This is a genomic window from Jannaschia seosinensis (genome assembly GCF_001408515.1).
GTDB classification, from domain to species: domain Bacteria; phylum Pseudomonadota; class Alphaproteobacteria; order Rhodobacterales; family Rhodobacteraceae; genus Jannaschia; species Jannaschia seosinensis.
The window spans coordinates 1-13915 of record NZ_CYPR01000050.1 but is presented as its reverse complement, the minus strand read 5'-3'; the positions used below and the strand labels follow the sequence as shown (position 1 = coordinate 13915).

At 63.2% G+C, this 13915-nt stretch carries 12 protein-coding genes and 1 pseudogene; 8 read left to right on the top strand and 5 right to left on the bottom strand.

Annotated features, from left to right (window positions below; genetic code table 11):
- Positions 1-193 (bottom strand): annotated as a pseudogene (locus tag JSE7799_RS04580) (hypothetical protein); the annotation flags it as partial.
- Between the two features lie 113 nt (positions 194-306).
- Between JSE7799_RS04580 and JSE7799_RS04575 the strand changes: the two are divergent.
- Positions 307-984: an XRE family transcriptional regulator gene (locus JSE7799_RS04575; protein WP_055662560.1), complete on the top strand. Its 678-nt coding sequence runs from the start codon at positions 307-309 to the stop codon at positions 982-984.
- A 502-nt stretch (positions 985-1486) separates the two neighbouring features.
- Here the strand turns inward: JSE7799_RS04575 and JSE7799_RS04570 are convergent.
- The 4 genes from JSE7799_RS04570 to JSE7799_RS04560 form a co-directional block, all read right to left on the bottom strand.
- On the bottom strand, positions 1487-2986 hold the full coding sequence (locus JSE7799_RS04570; protein WP_055662559.1) for a hypothetical protein: 1500 nt from the start codon (positions 2984-2986) through the stop codon (positions 1487-1489).
- Positions 2983-4287 (bottom strand): ParA family protein, encoded by a 1305-nt coding sequence (locus tag JSE7799_RS04565; protein WP_055662558.1) that lies wholly within the window; start codon positions 4285-4287, stop codon positions 2983-2985. The genes JSE7799_RS04570 and JSE7799_RS04565 overlap by 4 nt, the downstream gene beginning before the upstream one ends.
- The gene (locus JSE7799_RS20315; RefSeq protein WP_144431556.1) at positions 4284-4676 is read right to left on the bottom strand and encodes a hypothetical protein; all 393 of its coding nucleotides are present in this window, start codon (positions 4674-4676) and stop codon (positions 4284-4286) included. The genes JSE7799_RS04565 and JSE7799_RS20315 overlap by 4 nt, the downstream gene beginning before the upstream one ends.
- Positions 4677-5049: 373 nt before the next feature.
- Positions 5050-6027, bottom strand: a complete 978-nt coding sequence (locus tag JSE7799_RS04560; protein ID WP_245624801.1) for an SOS response-associated peptidase — start codon at positions 6025-6027, stop codon at positions 5050-5052.
- Positions 6028-6221: 194 nt separating this feature from the next.
- Between JSE7799_RS04560 and JSE7799_RS04555 the strand changes: the two genes are divergently transcribed.
- The 7 genes from JSE7799_RS04555 to JSE7799_RS04525 all read left to right on the top strand — a co-directional run.
- Positions 6222-6893 carry a thermonuclease family protein gene (locus JSE7799_RS04555; RefSeq protein WP_055662557.1) on the top strand — a complete coding sequence of 224 codons (672 nt, stop codon included), beginning with the start codon at positions 6222-6224 and terminating at the stop codon, positions 6891-6893.
- A 66-nt stretch (positions 6894-6959) separates the two neighbouring features.
- Positions 6960-9194, top strand: coding sequence for an SF1B family DNA helicase RecD2 (gene recD2 / locus JSE7799_RS04550; RefSeq protein ID WP_055662556.1), 2235 nt, complete (start codon positions 6960-6962; stop codon positions 9192-9194).
- A gap of 534 nt (positions 9195-9728) precedes the next feature.
- Positions 9729-10622, top strand: coding sequence for an SDR family oxidoreductase (locus JSE7799_RS04545; RefSeq protein ID WP_083480261.1), 894 nt, complete (start codon positions 9729-9731; stop codon positions 10620-10622).
- A 632-nt stretch (positions 10623-11254) separates the two neighbouring features.
- Entirely contained in the window at positions 11255-11710 is a 456-nt protein-coding gene (locus JSE7799_RS04540; RefSeq protein WP_055662554.1) for a DUF2924 domain-containing protein, read from the top strand.
- Positions 11707-13032, top strand: a complete 1326-nt coding sequence (locus JSE7799_RS04535; protein ID WP_055662553.1) for a recombinase family protein — start codon at positions 11707-11709, stop codon at positions 13030-13032. Before JSE7799_RS04540 ends, JSE7799_RS04535 begins: the two co-directional genes overlap by 4 nt.
- Positions 13029-13457, top strand: a complete 429-nt coding sequence (locus JSE7799_RS04530) for a hypothetical protein (protein ID WP_245624800.1) — start codon at positions 13029-13031, stop codon at positions 13455-13457. The genes JSE7799_RS04535 and JSE7799_RS04530 overlap by 4 nt, the downstream gene beginning before the upstream one ends.
- Positions 13454-13915, top strand: a 462-nt coding sequence (locus JSE7799_RS04525; RefSeq protein WP_144431555.1) for an IS110 family RNA-guided transposase, incomplete at its 3' end; no start/stop codon positions are given. The genes JSE7799_RS04530 and JSE7799_RS04525, both read left to right, overlap by 4 nt.

Below are 13915 nucleotides of genomic sequence, written 5' to 3'. Positions count from 1 at the left end.
CCTGCTCCCAAGTCACGCGGCGCCGCTCGCCTTCGGCCAAACTCTCATAATGACCGAACTCGACCGGGGCCTCGAAGACGCGCACCGAAAGGCGCAGCCGATCGTTCTCGGCCAGGTAGGTCAGGTCTGCCTCGCTGATCTGCCATCGCTCAAGGATCTCGGGGAGCGTGAAATAGGTCTTGTCGATGTTCACGCGCGTCCCCTCTCGACGAATCTCTTGCCAGATGTTCACTATGCGTTCCTATTGACTTGACGGGAGCCCATCAATCCTGTTCTGTCCAACATCATCCATGAGCCGGTGGGAACATGACTGAGCATCACACGCTATCCGACCGCCTTCGCGCCCGAGCACAGCAGCTTGGCCTCAGCCCCGCTCATGTCGCCGAAATGGCCGGTGTGAACCGTTCCTTCATCTACGACATCCTGCGCGGCCGGTCGGCACGTCCCGGCATCGGCAAGCTGGCCGAAGTTGCGCGGGTGCTGAAAGTCGAGCGGGAGTGGCTGCTACATGGCATCGGTGAGGTCGAGGGGGCGTCGCCCTTTATTGAAAAGCCCGACGAGGCCTTCGTGGCAATCGCGCATGCCAGCCCGCGGCCCTCGATGGGCGGCGGTGCGGTCGTGGCCGAGGATCACGAGGCGCCGGGCCGTCCGTATCACTTCCGCCGGTCCTGGATCAAAGGCAGCCTCAAGGCGAGCCCGTCACAGCTGCGCATCATGCATGTCGAAGGGGACAGCATGACGCCCACATTGCTGGACGGGGATACCGTGCTTGTCGATCTCAACCAGCGGGCCCCGAACCCGCCGGGGATCTTCGTGCTCGACGATGGACTGGGGCTGGTGGCGAAGCGGCTGGAGCACATCCCCAACAGTGACCCACCGGCAGTCCGGGTGATTTCGGACAACCGGCTTTACACGCCTTACGATCGGACCGCCGACGAGATCCATATCGTCGGCCGCATCCGTTGGTTCTCACGCGAGATCTGACAGAGCTTTGGGTGGAGCAGGCGCGTAATTCCACGGGATCACTGGCTTGTCGCGGGCGAGGGGACGACTGAGGTCAGGACAGGGCGGTCGTCTTCTCTGGGAGTTGTACCGCGGTGCAGGCTATCCGAAGCGGCCGGTTCTTTCCGACTGTACATCTCCCGTATTGCGAACTCTGATCTGCAGAACGGGACGGGCATGCGCTGCGTCTATCTGCTGTGCGCTGCGTCTGCGCAGGCCATCGGGCAGGAAGGGCGGAGAGCGGGCATTCGCTGCAAGTGCTACCCAAACATACGGCTAAGGCGGGAGCCGACGTTCATAGCGCCTGAATATCGAGAACCCTGCCGCGCCGCCGCAAGGCAGCTTCGAGCCCAAACCGCCCGCGGCGCGCCAGAGCGGGTTTGCAGTGCAGCGAGGCCGGGCCTCGGCGCGACCGGCCCTAACCGGACGCTGACAGTGGGATCAATCGCTGCGGTGCAGCCTTCAGAGATCAGACGTTCCAGCCTTAGGCTTTCGGAGTCACCCCACCTTTTTTCAGAAGCGCTGCGCCTACGCGGAAGAGGTCGGGCATGTCGTAGCGCCCATCTGGGCGGCTTGTAAGCACGCCCATCTTGATCAGGCGTTCTGCGAGATCGGCCTCTCTATCTGAATTGACGTTATTCCGAGCCGAACGGGCTTGCACAGGAGGGAGGGAATTTTCTTTGCGCGCAATTTTCACAGCGGCTTCCACCGTGGCGTTCTCTTTCCAAGCATCAAAGAAGACCTGCGGCGCTGCTGGCACCCGTAGACCCGCGAGCGGCTGGAGAACCCTTTTGATCCAAGGGTATTCGGTGTTGAGCTGCTCGATGCGGACTTTTGATGCTTCCCGGAGCCCATCGCGGATCGTTTGCGGTAGAAGGACGAGGCCATCCGCATCCCGTTCTCCAGACCGTTCCGCCGCGCTCTGCATCAATATGAGAAAGCTGCGTGGGGTCACATCACCGAGGCCATCTGCAAGATGGTTATACGGCCAGTCGAAGGTCTTTCCCTTTCGCGGTCCTTTGCCCATGAAACTACCTGCCATGGCCTCGAATAGCCGTTGTTGCTGGCTTTCGTTGTTGGCCAGCGTCCAAGTCCGGAGCTCCTCTTGTTCTTCAGGCGGTTTGCCCAAGCCGCGGGACTCGAGGAAACTTCCGAAGGCCTCCTCAGCCTCATCATCAAAAGCCAATCTCGCAAACATCAGCCCATAGAGGTCCGCCTGCTTCCAGCCAAGTTTAGCCGCGCCGCTGCGCAGCTTGGGCAGTTCCACAAACCGTAGGGTGAGCTCGTTCAACTGGTCCGGACGCATGAAGAGCTTGGCCCGGATCGCATTGAAACCACGCAGGTCCCAAACTGAGCGCATCAGCGCGTCAATGAGCCCGCTAAGCCGTCCCCAATCATCCGATATTGCATCGAGCGCGTCAAATACGATGAGGAGAGTCTCGCCACGGCTGGTCAGGTCGTTATCAACCTCCGTCATGGCATCGGCCCAATCCTCGGGGTCCGCGAAACGTTCAAGCATGTCCGTGGCCGCGTGCTTCTGGCCAGGCTCGGTCACTGTGAGGGCCGCGCCTGCGATCACGGCCTGCCAGAAGCGGTCTGCGGCGGTCTTCTCCTGCCCAAGGGGCACCAGTCGGTCAATGACGGCCTTCGACACGCCAGCGCGGCCCACGCCGCCAAATCCTATCTGGACCCGGAGCCTGTCGAGCCCCAAGCGCGGGTAGAGAACGGCAGCGAGCCGTCTGGTGTCATCGTTAAAGAGCGCACTCGCCCAAAAGCTCTTTCCGGCCCCCCGCGCGCCGAGCACAAGCGTGGTCGCAGGGTCAAGCGCTTTGCTATGGGCCGTGGGCGCAAAAACGTCCCGAGGCTTAGCCTTGTCCTCTCCGACAATTGTCGTCGACGCGCTTGGGTCAAACCGAGCGATGGCCTCCCGGATGGCGATGACGTCCTCTGATTTTGAAGGAGTAGATCTCGTGCGAAAGCTCATTTGGCCAGATCCATTTGCTCGTCGAGCCAATCCAGAAGAGCCCCAAAAGTCGACCGCACAAGCAGTTTATCGAGCTGGACGCGGTTCTCAACTGGATTGAAGCTGCGGTATCGCTCGTCATTAAGGATGCGCAGCAACGGCACCGGGTCCTGAGAGAGGGGGGTCGGCGTATCACTATCTACCCAAACCAAATCAAGATCGTCCGGCCCAAGCTTTTCAGGCTGTATAAGTGGCCCTTCCTCCGTGCTCCAGAGATCGTTGAAACGTTCTTGGGCGATCTCCGCGTCACCGGAATCTGCTTTGGCCTGCACGAACCAGGCGTTCTCTTCCCATTCCGTGCCGCCCGGAATGCGTTCGCGAATGTGGGCCAAAAGGAAGGCATAACCTTGGAAGGTTTGCGGCTCATTGATGCCAAAAAGTAGGACTTTCGCTCCGAGCCCAAGGACCGGGGCCGCAGTCGTTTCGTGCAGGCCCGCGCGTCCGTCGATCAACACAACGTCGTAGTCGCCGGTGGCCTCGAAGCTGTTAAGCATTTCTTGCAGTTGGTAGCGGAGGGGCAAGGGAGTGCCTTCACGCATGTCCTCAAGACTTGCTCGGGCGATCTTGGCAAGCGCATCCGCTGGATGTGCCAGGGTTTGGCTGCCAAAGGCAGGCACGACGGAAATTCCGTCCAAAAGGGAAGACTTTCCGATGCAATCGGCGCGGAATGTGCCGTCAATTCCGGAGATCCCGTTCTCTACGAGCCAATCCACAACACCATAGGTGGGTAGTTCTTCCGGCTTCAAGAGCGTCGCGCCGAGCCCCGGTGCTTCAAGATCGAGATCCACAGTAAGCACGCGTAAACCTGCCTGAGCCAGGTGTGTCGCCGCTATAGATAGAGCCGTGGAGCGACCAACCCCGCCCTTGATACTGACAAACGCAATCCGGGGGACCGAGCCTGGCTCGAGCACGGGGCGCGCCATCCAATCTGCACCGACAATCCGGCGGTCGAGAAGTCGGATATTCATCCCTTCGATTTCCAGAACTGGTGCCGCATGGGCCTCCTCGACGATCCGGGAGATGCCTGCCGAGTTGCGCCCGCGCACGGGGTCTTCAGGTCGGGCGTATGGGCCAAGGCGCGCTGCGACTGCACTGTTCAAACCATCGAGATCTACTGCGGGGATGTCCAGAATTACGCCCAGGCGGCCCTCAAAGTCCCGAATCACGATGGGCTCTGCGGCAGCCAGATCTCCATGATACGCAGCTTTTAGACTGGCGACGAGCTGAGGCAGGCTGGTATCGAAACGAATTGGGTCGCTCATAGCAATTCCGCCCGAGCTACTTCCGCATCGGAGCGCCATTTTTCCAATTTTGCGTCGTCGGGACGTGTGCCGTCGCTGTAGCGAATGTCGATGGCCCAGCCTTCCATGTATTGGTGGTTGGTAAACCGCGTGAGCTGCGATGCACCGCGCCCAGAAATTGCGTCGCGGAGCTTGGCTTTGAGTTCAGGGAAGTGAGCGTAGACAGGCCCATCTCGGCTGTCGGTGGTCCAGGGAATGTTGCGGAACAAAGCCTTGATTGCGCACTCTGCGGCGATACCATAAAGATAGCCCGCGGTCGTTCGGTCAGGAGCTGCTGTGTTCCAGTGTCGCTCGGCAGCGGCCCAATTGCGATGGGCAGCCTTGGTCATGTTGGGCGTGAATTGGCTCATGTAAATTTCGTAACCTCTGGGGCGCCGGTTGCCAAGCTATGTGCTGCGGGCGCATCCAGTCTGGGATACCTCCTGAAGCAGAAATTTGAAACCAGACGCAGCGAACGGCAACTTTCCGCCCTCCCCACATACGCCTTCGCAGAAACAGCAGGGAGCGTGCAGGCGCAGCGAAAGTCCGAAAGGTCCCGCATAGCGGCCTTCGGTCGATTGGGCGTCGCTGCGCAGAACATGAATGACAGCTCTGATGAAGCTGCGGTGCGGCAAATGCCGCTGAGCTGAGGGACTGCTCTGGGCCGTCCACGTCGAGCAGCCGCATACCGTCAAATCGATCTTGAGCGATCTGTGTTGCCCGGCGGTCACCTGGCCTTCCAGATCAGGGTGCATCATCTGACATCCGACCCCGCGCGACAATCTGGAGCCGGCTGTCACCCAGCGGCCGCTGCAGCTTGAGCGCCTCCTCGACCGGGGCCTGCATCCAGACGCCGATCTCTTCCGCCGTCGTCAGGATGACGGGCATCGCCTTCGGATGGACTTTGGCCACGTCGCCGTTGGCCTCCGTCGTGAGGAAGCCGAAGAGGTCGTCGGTCGTCTCCCCGTCCCTTACCTTGCGGACCGAGGTCCAGCTCGTCCAGATGCCGGCGAAGAATGCGAGCGGCCGGTCCTCGCCAAGGGCGAACCAGACCGGCTCTTTCTTTCCGTCGGAAAGGCTGTCGTATTCCGAGAAGCTGGTGAACGGAACCACGCAGCGATGCTCCGGCCCGAGCCACCGGCGCCAGTGCGAGGACCGTGTGTTTCGGACATTCGTGACGCCCCTGTCGGCGCTGCGGTTCTTGAGCGCAAAGGCTGGCGACGGCATGCCCCACCGCATCATGACGAGGTCCCGGCCATCGAACCCGTTACAGACGACGGGGGCCACGGCATTTGGAAAGATCGCCGGCAGGCGCTGCAGGTTACCGGTCCGGTCCGTCATTGCGTCGGCAAGCTCACGGATCGCTGCCTGGCTGGCCGTCATCGAATAAAGGTTGCACACGTCCTGCGCCTCCAAAGCCGTCAGATCGAGCATGGGCGAGGTGTAGCTTGGCGCCAGCGTCCCGTCAGGGAGGTCGAGCATGGGGAAGCGGCGGACAAAAGCATGCGCAGTCTCGATATCGCGGAAGTAGTACGCGAACGCGCTTCCGCCGATCGTGGTCGCGCCGTGTGTGGCGTAGTCGCCGATTGCGAGCTCGGATTCGCACCAGGCGTGGATGTCGAGCATGATCCGCCCAAGACCTCCGGGAGGTACCGCGAACTTTATCCGGATGGGGAAAGCGGTGTCGTCGATCGTCTTCTGAGGCGGGCTGCGGCGTGACATGGATGGAACATTGCAGGAACACCAAAGGGGCACAAGTCCAGGCCGCTGTCTTTCCGGTCGTCGGATCAGAATGCCTCGTTGCAACGGGTGGGCGGACGGTCAGCACTTGGCCGATGTTGACGGGGCGGGCATGAGAGGTGCAGTCCCAAAGCGGCTCCCAGAGATGGAAAAAACCAGCAGTGCGTATTCCGTGGATGCTCTTGATCGTCGCCCTGCACCTCGGCCTGACGGGCTTGTCGGCGAGCGCTGACACGCAGCAGGTCACCATTAGCGGCGTTCCCGACGTCCTCGACGGCGATACGCTCGATATCGGGCCGGTGCGGGTTCGTCTGCACGGGATCGATGCGCCCGAGACCGGTCAATCCTGCAATGCCGGAGGCGGCGCGACATGGCGATGCGGCGCGCGTGCCGCCATGCGTCTGTCCGAACTGATCGGCGCGCGACCGATCACCTGCGACGCCCTGGACCGCGATCCCTACGGCCGGATTATCGGGCGGTGCCGGGCGGACGGGCTCGACCTGGCCGACCGGCTCGTGACGGAAGGGCTGGCCTGGGCGTTCGCGGAGTACAGCACGGACGACATCCAGGCGGAGAGCGATGCCCGCGACCGCGGCGTGGGCATCTGGCAAGCGCCAACGCAGACGGCTTGGGCCTATCGCGACGACCGATGGGCGCGTGCTGTCGCGGGGGCGCCGGGAGGATGCCCCATCAAGGGCAATATCGGCGCTCGGTCCGGCGAGCGGATCTACCATACGCCCTGGTCCCCGAACTACGCGCGGACCGTGATCGACGAGACGCAGGGCGAGCGATGGTTTTGCGACGAGGCCGCGGCAACGGCAGCCGGCTGGCGCAGAGCAGGCGAATGACGCAACGGCGCAAGACGAGGAAGGCGGCGCCTTGACTGCGGCTGCTCTCATTGCGCTTGATTGGCCGTGAGCAAGCGCGCAGAACCCGGACAGGATACCTCGACCGGCACAGAAGTGCTTGCCGGCCTCGTGGAGCGCGTGACCTTCCACAGTTTTGAGAGCGGCTTCTGCGTGCTTCGCCTGAAAGCCCGTGGTCATCGCGACCTTGTCACCACGATCGGTCACGCGGCCACGATCTCGGCCGGCGAGTGGGTGACGGCCTCGGGCGAGTGGGTCAACGACCGCACGCACGGCCTGCAGTTTCGGGCACGGTTCCTGAGAACATCCGCCCCGTCGTCGCTCGAGGGCATCGAGAAGTACCTCGGTTCGGGCATGGTTCGCGGGATCGGGCCCGTCTACGCCAAGCGCATGGTGAAGCACTTCGGCAAGGACGTCTTCGACATCATCGAGGCTGCGCCGGAGCGGCTGCGGGAGGTGGAGGGGATCGGCCCGAAGCGCGCCGACAGGATCACGAGCGCCTGGGCCGACCAGAAGGTCATCCGCGAGATCATGGTCTTCCTTCATCAGCACGGCGTGGGCACGGCCCGGGCGGTGCGGATCTTCAAGACCTACGGCACCGATGCCGTGCAGGTCATGAGCGAGAACCCGTACCGTCTGGCCCGCGACATCCGCGGCATCGGGTTTCGTACGGCCGACCTGATCGCCGGGAAGCTCGGCATCGAGAAGACAGCAATGATCCGTGTCCGCGCCGGGATCTCCTATGCTCTGAGCGAAGCCATGGGCGAGGGGCATTGCGGACTGCCCGTCCCGCAGCTGAGCGCGCTCGCCATCAAGCTGCTCGATGTCCCGGACGATCTGATCGCGACGGCGATCGATCTGGAACTGGCCGACGGCACGGTGGTCGCCGACGACATTGCAGGCGCGCCGTGCATCTTCCTCGGCGGCCTCTATCACGCCGAGAAGGCGATCGCGGCCCGGCTGCAGCGGATCGCGGCCGCAAAGCTGCCTTGGCCCGAGATCGACGCGGAGAAGGCGCTGCCCTGGATCGAAAGCTGGACCGGGCTTGCTCTCGCCGAAAGTCAGGCCGAAGCCATCCGTCTCGCGCTTCGCTCCAAGGTGCTGGTCGTCACTGGCGGTCCGGGCGTCGGCAAGACCACGATCGTCAACTCCATCCTGCGCATTCTGGACGCCAAGGCCGTCCGGCTCCTGCTTTGCGCCCCGACCGGCCGTGCCGCCAAGCGCATGACCGAGGCGACCGGAATGGAGGCCAGAACCATCCATCGCCTTCTCGAGTTCGACCCGAAGGCCTTCGGCTTCAAGCGCGATCAGGAGAACCCGCTGGAATGCGACCTGCTGGTCATCGACGAAAGCTCGATGGTGGATGTCCTGCTGATGCAGTCCCTGCTCAACGCGGTTCCGGACGGGGCCGCTCTGCTCATCGTGGGCGACATCGACCAGCTGCCTTCCGTTGGCGCGGGCCAGGTTCTGGCCGACATCATCGGGGCAGGGACCGTCCCGGTCGTCCGGCTGACCGAAGTGTTCCGGCAGGCCGCGCAGAGCCGGATCATCACCAGCGCGCACCAGATCAATGCCGGCCGCATTCCCGATCTGTCAAAGCCCGCAGGTGACACCGACTTCTACTTCGTGCCGGCCGCCGATCCCGAGCAGGCGGTCGCACGGATCGTGCAGCTTGTGCGGACCCGGATCCCGCAGCGCTTTGGCCTCGATCCCCTTCGCGATGTGCAGGTTCTTTGCCCAATGAACCGCGGGGGCGTGGGGGCGCGGTCGCTGAACGTCGAGCTGCAGGCCGCGCTCAACCCGTCCGGGGAAAACAAGGTCGAGCGTTTCGGCTGGACCTTCGCACCGGGCGACAAGGTCATGCAGATCGAGAACGACTACGACAAGGAGGTCTATAACGGCGACATCGGGTATGTCGAAAGCGTGGATACCGCCGAGGGTGAACTCGTCGCCACATTCGACGGACGTGCGGTCACCTACGGGTTCGGCGAACTCGACACGCTCGTGCCCGCCTATGCCGCCACCATCCACAAGAGCCAGGGGTCGGAATATCCGGCGGTCGTCATCCCTGTGCTGACCCAGCACTACGCCATGTTGCAGCGCAATCTGCTCTACACGGGAGTGACACGCGGCAAGCAGCTCGTCGTCCTTGTCGGGCAACCGAAGGCCGTGGCAATCGCCGTCAAGAACACATCGGGCCGCCGCCGCTGGTCGAAGCTGGACGAGTGGCTGATCGTAGCCGCAGCGGTGCGGCCCGTGGGGCAGGGCGATGGATCAAGCTGACGCTTCTAAGATTCCGACCGTAAAGCGGCTGATGTCGCCTCTGTGTTGACCTTCGTGCATTCCGCAGACAGCGACTGGTCCCAGCCTTTTTTCGACAGCCGCATAAAGGGACCAATGCACTTGCAGCATTCACGCGGCATGCGCAGCCGTCGGTCACTCAGAGATTGCGCCTCGCGCAGCAGAGCAGATGACGAGGAACTCAGGTCTTGGATAGCGCGCCGGTGTCTTGCGCTTCAGCTGCCGCGAGGCCGTGATCAGCCGATCCAGGTCGAGGGGCTTCTCTGTCCGCGCAAGTGTTGTTCCCGGCCTGACAAATCTCGTCGCAAAGTTCGTCATTCGGACCAATTTGCAGCCAACGCCATTTAGGCAGCGATCCAGGCAGGGGGGGGTGGAAATCGCAGATGCCCCTGCAGCGGTTGGACAGGGGCATCATGAAGCCGTCGCGGGCGATCGCGAGGAACAGCTGGCGACGCACAGGAACAAACGGCCGAGCGTGATGTTGTCGCGATGAACGACAGGCAAAGGAGCCGTAACATGGCCAAAGGCCCCGAACTGCGTGATCCGCGCACGCTCTATTCTCAGCCACCCTTCTCCCAGCAGGAACAGTCCGAACCCGGACTTGCACAGGATATGAAGCCGCTGCCTGATCACGGCGAGGAGAGCTACAAGGGCTCCGGTCGGTTGGAAGGACGCCGCGCGCTGATCACCGGCGGCGATAGCGGCATCGGCCGCGCCGTCGCGATTGCCTATGCGCGGGAGGGGGCCGAAGTCTGCATCAATTACCTGCCGACGGAGGAGCCCGACGCCGACCAGGTTTCGACCCTGCTGAAAGACGAAAGGCGCACTCTGCACAGGATGCCCGGCGATGTCAGCGAGGAGAAAGTGGCGAGGAAGCTCGTTACCGACGCGGCCGACAAGATGGGCGGGCTCGACATCCTCGTGATCAATGCGGGAAAGCAGGTCACGCAGCCGGACGTGACCAGGATCAGCTCGGAACAATTCGACCAGACCATGAAGGTCAATGTCTATGCCATGTTCTGGATGACGCAGGAGGCTCTGGAGATCATGCCGCCGGGCGGGTCGATCATCAACGTGACCTCGATACAGGGTTACAGACCCTCGCCGCAGATCCTCGACTACGCCACCACGAAGTTCGCCATCCGCGGCTTCACCGAAGGTCTCGCGCCCATGGCGCTCGAACGCGGCATTCGCGTCAACGCGGTTGCGCCTGGCCCGTTCTGGACCGCGCTCCAGCCCTCACATGGTCAGCCGATGGAAAAGGTGGAGCATTTCGGTGAAGGAGCTCCGATGGGGCGCCCCGGGCAGCCGGCCGAGATCGCTTCGGCCTTTGTTTACCTTGCGTCGAACGAGGCCAGTTACACCGTGGGCGAGATCTTGGCCGTGACGGGAGGTAAGCCGACCAGCTGAGGCTTCGGGGGAAACGAGAGCCTCGGGCGCGCTTCGTTTTATATTGGATCTGGGCTCGACATGAGATTTGCGGCGGCAAGAGCAACTTCGTGGTCTTCTCGGCTCCCCAGTAGCTTCAGGCCTTCCCCTCACCGAAGCCCTTCCGCCTCATTCGCAAGCATGGTTCATGCCCATGTTCTGTGGCAGCAGGTGCTCTCCCCTGACGAGGAACCGCCGCCTCTCAAGGTAAGCACGGGAACTGCGCTGCCCCGCACGTTGCGCCCATTTGTTACAACGCTGTTCAGCCGCACCTGACGCTTCGCGCGAGCGGCAATGACCACGTCCCATCTGCTCCGCAAGGTTACGCAGAACTCTCCGCAACGCATTGATGGCAATTGTTTTCGGCGGCTGCTCGGATAGCGTCTTGCTATGCAAACCCCGAAACATACGATGCGGCTGGGATCAAACCCGCTGCCGCCCGACCAGATGACGCCCGCAGAGCGTCGAGCCAAACTGTGCGGCTTGCTGGCGCTCGGGCTGGTTCGGTTGCGAATGCGAGAGATAGACGAAGTATCTGACGATACTGGAGAACGTTGCCTACACTATCCGCCCGACCAATGCCGTCATGCAACTCTAACGCACCGGAGAAATGCATGAACAAGCCCGATCCCATCCCCGCGCGCCTGGCCGCGCTCAAGACCACGCCGACGCTCGACCTGAAGAAGCAGTGGCGTGACCTGTTCGACAGCGAGCCGCCGCCGTTCAACCGCCGCTACCTTGAATCACGCCTGGCCTATCGCATCCAGGAACTCGCCTACGGCGGGCTGAAGCCCGAGACAATCAGGCGGCTGGAGCGGCTGGGCGAGGAACTGGACGGCGGCGACCGGAAGAAGAGCCGCATCCGCGCCGACCGTGACCGCCCGATCACTGGCACGCGCCTCTTGCGCGAATGGCAGGGCGTCGAGCAGATCGTCACCGTCACCGCCGATGGCTTCGAGTGGCAGGGGCGCCCCTACAAGTCGCTGTCGGCAATCGCGCGCGCGATCACCGGTACGCGCTGGAACGGGTGGGTCTTCTTCGGGCTCAAGAACCACAGGGGGCGGACATGACGAAGCCGCCTGAAAAATCGAAGGTCGTCCGCAAGCTGCGCTGCGCGGTCTATACCCGGAAATCCTCCGAGGAAGGGCTGGAGCAGGAATTCAACAGCCTCCACGCCCAGCGGGAGGCCTGCGAAGCCTACATCGCCAGCCAGCGGTCCGAGGCCTGGGTACTAGTCCGCGATCAGTATGACGACGGCGGCATCTCGGGCGGCACGCTGGAACGGCCCGGATTGAAGCGGCTGCTGGAAGACATCAAGGATGGGCTGGTCGATGTGGTGGTGGTCTACAAGATCGACCGCCTCTCTCGGTCGCTGGCGGATTTCGCCAAGCTGGTCGAGGTGTTTGACCGGAACGGCGTGACCTTCGTATCGGTCACGCAGAGCTTCAACACCACCACGTCGATGGGGCGGCTGACGCTGAACATCCTGCTTTCCTTCGCCCAGTTCGAGCGGGAGGTGACGGCCGAGCGCATCCGCTACAAGGTCGCCGCCAGCCGCAAGAAGGGCATGTGGATGGGCGGCGTGCCGCCCTTCGGCTACCGCGTCGAGAACCGGAAGCTGGTGGTCGACGAAGAAGCCGCCGCGCATGTGCGCTGGATCTTCGCCCGCTTCCTCGAGATCGGGTCCTGCACGGAATTGGCGCGGGATGTCGGCGCGCGCGGCATCCGCACCTCGCGCGGGAACAGGATCGACAAGAAGTACGTCTATCGGATGCTCAGCAACCGCGCCTACATCGGCGAGGCGGTCCACAAGGGCGACAGCTACTCTGGCGAGCACGAGGCCATAATCGACCGCGAGACGTGGGACCGCGTCCACGCCATCCTGCAGGAGAGCCCGCGCAAGCGCGCGGCCCGCACCCGCGCCGACACGCCCGCGCTGCTGAAGGGGCTGCTGTTCGGTCCCGATGGCGCCGCGTTCTCACCGACGCACACCCGCAAGGGCGACAGGCTGTACCGCTACTACGCCAGCCAGACGGTGCTGAAACACGGCGCCGGGTCCTGCCCGGTGGGCCGTGTGCCCGCCGGTGAGATCGAGGCCGCTGTCATTGACCAGCTGCGCGCCGTGTTCCGCCAGCCGGAGATTGTTGCGGGGACCTGGAAGGCGGCGCGTGCCCACGCCGACGACATCATCGAGGCCGACGCACGGACAGCGCTTCAGCAGCTCGACCCGCTGTGGGACGAACTGTTCCCCGCCGAGCAGGCGCGCATTGTCACGCTGTTGGTCGAGCGCGTCAATATCGGCGCGAACGGTCTCAACTTCCGGCTCCGTGTGGACGGGCTCGGTGCCCTCGCGCGAGAGATGTTGGCTGGAGACATGGGGGCGGCCGCATGACCCGCATGGCTACGATCCCCGACGCGGTGACGCTCCACGTGCCGTTCCGCGTCGTGAAGCGCGGTGGGCGTAAGGAGATGCAGTTGCCGGGCGGTGCCTTGCAGCCGCGCCGGACAGACAGCACGCTGGTCAAAGCGCTGGCCCGCGCCTTCCGGTGGAAGCGGATGCTGGAGTCGGGCGAGTTCGTCACCATCGCCGAACTGGCTGAGCGCGAGGGGATCGCGCCGTCGTACATGACCCGCGTCCTGCGCGTGACGTTGCTCGCGCCCGACATCGTGGAAGCGATTCTGGACGGGAACCAAGGGCCGGAGGTGACGCTGGCGCGGGTTCTGGAGATGGGATGGTTGCCGCCCTCCCCAGACGGCATCGCAATGTGCCATGGTCGTGGTGTTCAACGCCACGCAGCGAGGAGGACGGCGAGATGAAGGATACGATGATCGGGGTGGACTTGGCAAAGCGAGTTTTCCAAGTGCACGGAGCTTCGATGACGGGGCAGGTGAAGTTCCGGAAGAAGCTGACGCGGGAGCAGTTCCGGCGGTTCATGTTCGAGCAGCCCGCGTGCATTGTCGTGTTCGAGGCTTGCGGTAGCGCCAGTTACTGGGCGCGGGAGATGGAATCGCTCGGCCATGAAGCGAAACTTATCGCGCCGCTATACGTCAGGCCCTTCGTCAAGCGTCAGAAAAACGACGCGGCTGATGCCGAGGCGATCGTGATCGCCGCGCGCCAGCCGGAGATGCGCTTCGTCGCGCCGAAGACGGCGGAGCAGCAGGCAAAGGCGGTAATGTTCCGGAGCCGAGAGCGCCTGGTCCATCAGCGCACCGAGCTCGTGAACGCGCTGCGGGCCGTTCTCTACGAATACGGCCATGTATTCCCGACCGGCCTT